The organism is Isoptericola sp. NPDC057191, assembly GCF_042670225.1.
GTDB lineage: Bacteria > Actinomycetota > Actinomycetes > Actinomycetales > Cellulomonadaceae > Isoptericola.
This window is the reverse complement of the sequence record NZ_JBHUWC010000260.1, coordinates 1-4,031: the sequence shown is the minus strand read 5'-3', so window position 1 is coordinate 4,031 and position 4,031 is coordinate 1. Positions and strand designations below refer to the sequence as shown.

Sequence of the window (4,031 nt, the reverse complement as noted above, 5' to 3'; positions counted from 1 at the left end):
GGTGCCGGCGTCGCGGCGTTGAACGGGTCGTGACGGGGTGGGCCTCAGTCTGTGCCTGCCCCGGCGCGGAACTCGTCGTCGAGGATGCTCATGACGATCGCGTCCGCCCAGCCCTGCCCGTCCCGGAAGGCGTCGCGCAGACGGCCCTCCTCGCGGAACCCGAGCGAGTCGTACAGGGCTCGCGCCCGCGGGTTGATGCTCGTCACGGCCAGGCTCACCCGGTGCAGGCCCAGGCCTTCGCCGGGCGCCGTGAACGCGAAGCGCAGCACCTCCCCGATGGCCTCGCGCCCGTACCCGCGCCCCCGGTAGTCCGGCATCATCCGCAGCCGCAGGTTGGCCGACATGAGGTGCAGGTCCACCTGGTCCAGGGAGATCTCGCCCAGGAGGTCGTCGCTGACGAGCTCACCGTCCCGCACGGCCGCCGAGGTGACCGCCCAGTCGTACCGGCCGGCCAGGTCCGCGGCGCTCGCCGCCCACGCGCTCACCTCGGCGCGGGACGAGGAACCGTCGGTGCCCATCCCGGTCAGGCGCCCGTTGTCGGGGTCGCGCAGCGACGCCCACAGCCGGTCGGCGTCGCGCGCCTCGAGCGGACGCAGCCGCACGAGCTCCCCGTGCAGGACGGGCGACCGCATCAGCCGATCCTCTCCAGCACGAGCTCGCGCACGCGCTTGGCGTCCGCCTGCCCCCGCGTCGCCTTCATCACGGCGCCGATGATCGCCCCGACCGGGCCCTGGTTGCCGCCGCGGACCTTCTCCACGACGTCGGGCTGGGCCGCCAGCGCCTCGTCGATGGCCGTGAGCAGGGCGCCGTCGTCGGAGACGACCTCCAGCCCGCGGGCCACCACGACCTGCTCGGGACCACCCTCGCCCGCGAGCACGCCGTCGAGCACCTGCCGGGCGATCTTGTCGTTGATGCGGCCGGCGTCGACGAGCTGCTGGAGCTCGCCGATCTGGGCGGGCGTGATGGCGAGGTCCGCGAGCTCGACCTCGTCCTGCTTGGCGCGGCGGGCCAGCTCGCCCATCCACCACTTGCGTGCGGCGGCAGGCGTCGCACCCGCGGCCACGGTCGACTCGACGAGGTCGAGCGCGCCCGCGTTGACGACGTCGCGCATCTCCGCGTCGGCGAAGCCCCACTCGTCGTGCAGGCGCCGGCGGCGGGCCTGCGGCAGCTCGGGCAGGGTCGCGCGGATCTCCTCGACCCACGCGCGCGAGGGCGCGACCGGCACCAGGTCGGGCTCCGGGAAGTAGCGGTAGTCCTCGGCGTCGGACTTCACGCGGCCGGGCGACGTCGAGCCGTCCTCCTCGTGGAAGTGGCGCGTCTCCTGGATCACCGTCTCGCCGGCGTCGAGGATCGCGGCCTGGCGCGAGACCTCGTAGCGCACGGCGCGCTCGACGGAGCGGAACGAGTTGACGTTCTTCGTCTCCGTGCGCGTGCCGAGCGGGGACTCGGGCGTCGGGCGCAGGGACAGGTTGACGTCGGCGCGGACGTTGCCGCGCTCCATGCGCGCCTCGGAGACGCCGAGCACGCGGAAGATGTCGCGCAGCGCCTGCACGTACGCGCGCGCCACCTCGGGCGCCCGCTCCCCCGCGCCGGTGATCGGCCTGGTGACGATCTCCACCAGCGGCACGCCGGCCCGGTTGTAGTCGACCAGCGAGTACTCGGCGCCGTGGATGCGGCCCGCGGAACCGCCGACGTGCGTGTTCTTGCCGGCGTCCTCCTCCATGTGGGCGCGCTCGATCTCGACACGGTGCACCGTGCCGTCCTCGAGCTCGACGTCGAGCCAGCCGTCGAACGCGATCGGCTCGTCGTACTGCGACGTCTGGAAGTTCTTCGGCACGTCCGGGTAGAAGTAGTTCTTCCGGGCGAAGCGGCACGTCTCGGCGATCTGGCAGTTGAGCGCCAGGCCGATGCGGATCGCGTACTCGACGGCGGTGCCGTTGACGACGGGCAGCGCGCCCGGCAGGCCGAGCGACACCGGCGTGGTCTGCGTGTTCGGCTCCGCGCCGAACGACTGCTCCGCCGCGCAGAACATCTTGGTGCGGGTGCCGAGCTCGACGTGCACCTCGATGCCGAGCACCGGGTCGTACCGGCGCACGGCGTCGTCGTAGGCGACGAGAGCAGGGGTCGTGGTGGTCACAGTGGTGTTCTCCTGTTCTCCGTCAGCCCAGCTCGGGCGCGCGCGTCAGCAGCGGGGCGCCCCAGGTGGACTCGAGGGCCGACTCGAGCGCGGCGCCGACGCGGTAGAGGCGGTCGTCCGCCTTCGCCGGTGCGAGGATCTGGAACCCGACGGGCAGGCCGTCGTCCGACAGGCCGTTGGGCACCGAGATGCCCGGCACGCCGGCGAGGTTGGCCGGGATGGTCGCGACGTCGTTGAGGTACATCGCCAGCGGGTCGTCCAGCTTCTCCCCCAGCTTGAACGCCGTGGTGGGCGCCGTGGGCGAGACCAGCACGTCGGCCTGCGCGAACGCCGCCGCGAAGTCGCGCTGGATGAGGGTGCGGACCTTCTGCGCGCTGCCGTAGTAGGCGTCGTAGTAGCCGGCCGACAGGGCGTAGGTGCCGAGGATGATCCGTCGCTTGACCTCGTCGCCGAACCCGGCCCCGCGGGTCGCGGCCATGACGCGCTCGGCCGTCAGGGGGCCGTCGGTCGGCTCGACCCGCAGGCCGAAGCGCATGCCGTCGAACTTCGCGAGGTTGCTCGACGCCTCGGCCGGGAGGATGAGGTAGTACGCGGCGAGCGCGTACTCGAAGTGTGGGCACGAGACCTCGACGACCTCGGCACCCGCCTTGGTGAGCAGCTCGAGCGACTCGTGGAAGCGGGCGAGCACGCCGGGCTGGTAGCCCTCGCCCTGCAGCTGCGTCACGACGCCCACGCGCAGCCCGGACAGGTCGCCCAGCGCGCCCTGGCGGGCGGCGTCGACGAGCGGCGGCAGCGCCTCGGGGATCGACGTGGAGTCGCGCGGGTCGTGCCCGCCGATCAGCTCGTGCAGCAGCGCGGAGTCGAGCACCGTGCGGGTGACGGGGCCGGCCTGGTCCAGGGACGAGGCGAGCGCGATGAGCCCGTAGCGGGACACGCCGCCGTAGGTGGGCTTGACGCCGACGGTGCCGGTGACGGCGCCCGGCTGGCGGATCGAGCCGCCCGTGTCGGTGCCGATCGCCAGGGGCGCCTCGAACGCGGCCACGGCGGCCGCCGAGCCACCGCCCGAGCCGCCGGGGATGCGGTCGAGGTCCCACGGGTTGTGCGTGTTGCCGAACGCGGAGTGCTCGGTGGAGGAGCCCATCGCGAACTCGTCCATGTTGGTCTTGCCGAGGATCGGCAGGCCGGCGGCCCGGATCTTCTCGACGAGGGTCGCGTCGTACGGCGGGATCCAGCCCTCGAGGATCTTCGAGCCGGCCGTCGACGGCATGCCCTTCGTGACCACGACGTCCTTGACGGCGATCGGCACACCGGCCAGCGGGTGCAGGTCCTCGCCGGCGGCGCGGCGCGCGTCGACGTCGGCGGCCGTGGCCAGGGCGTCCTCGTCGTTCACGTGCAGGAACGCGTGGACGTCGCCGTCGACGGCCGCGATGCGGTCCAGGTGCGCGCGGGTGGCCTCGACGCTGGAGACCTCCTTGGTGGCCAGGACGTCGGCGAGCTGGGCAGCGCTGAGGCGCGTCAGGTCCGTCATCTCACTCCTCCCCGAGGATCTGCGGGACGGCGAAGCGCCCGTCCTGGGCGTCCGGCGCGGCAGCCAGCACGTCCGCCACGGGCAGCGCGGGCTGCGGCACGTCCTCGCGGAACACGTTCGTCATGGGCAGCGGGTGGCTCGTCGCGGGGACGTCGGGGGTCGCGACCTCGCGCACGCGGGCGATGGAGTCGACGATGACGTCGAGCTCGCCGGCGAGCCGGTCGACCTCGTCGTCGCGCAGGTCGATCCGGGCCAGGGCGGCGACGCGCGCGACCTCGTCTCGGGAGATGGTGGACATGGCCGCCAGTCTAGTGGTCGGCGCATGTCGGGGACGTTGTGATCTCGTGACGGCTCCCATGACGAGGC

Annotated in this window: 4 protein-coding genes; all 4 read right to left on the bottom strand. The window is 73.1% G+C overall.

Annotated features, from left to right (window positions below; genetic code table 11):
* Positions 1–44: 44 nt before the first annotated feature.
* Genes ACFT55_RS19425 through gatC form a run of 4 tightly spaced genes read right to left on the bottom strand, consistent with a single transcriptional unit; the run spans position 45 to position 3,963 of the window.
* A complete protein-coding gene (locus tag ACFT55_RS19425; RefSeq protein ID WP_380245490.1) occupies positions 45–632 on the bottom strand; it encodes a GNAT family N-acetyltransferase in 588 nt (195 codons plus the stop codon).
* On the bottom strand, positions 632–2,137 hold the full coding sequence (gatB, locus tag ACFT55_RS19420) for an Asp-tRNA(Asn)/Glu-tRNA(Gln) amidotransferase subunit GatB (RefSeq protein WP_380245489.1): 1,506 nt from the start codon (positions 2,135–2,137) through the stop codon (positions 632–634). The genes ACFT55_RS19425 and gatB overlap by 1 nt, the downstream gene beginning before the upstream one ends.
* 22 nt (positions 2,138–2,159) lie before the next feature.
* Positions 2,160–3,665 (bottom strand): Asp-tRNA(Asn)/Glu-tRNA(Gln) amidotransferase subunit GatA, encoded by a 1,506-nt coding sequence (gene gatA, locus ACFT55_RS19415; RefSeq protein WP_380245488.1) that lies wholly within the window; start codon positions 3,663–3,665, stop codon positions 2,160–2,162.
* Between the two features lies 1 nt (position 3,666).
* Positions 3,667–3,963 carry an Asp-tRNA(Asn)/Glu-tRNA(Gln) amidotransferase subunit GatC gene (gene gatC / locus ACFT55_RS19410; protein ID WP_380245487.1) on the bottom strand — a complete coding sequence of 99 codons (297 nt, stop codon included), beginning with the start codon at positions 3,961–3,963 and terminating at the stop codon, positions 3,667–3,669.
* Positions 3,964–4,031: the final 68 nt, after the last annotated feature.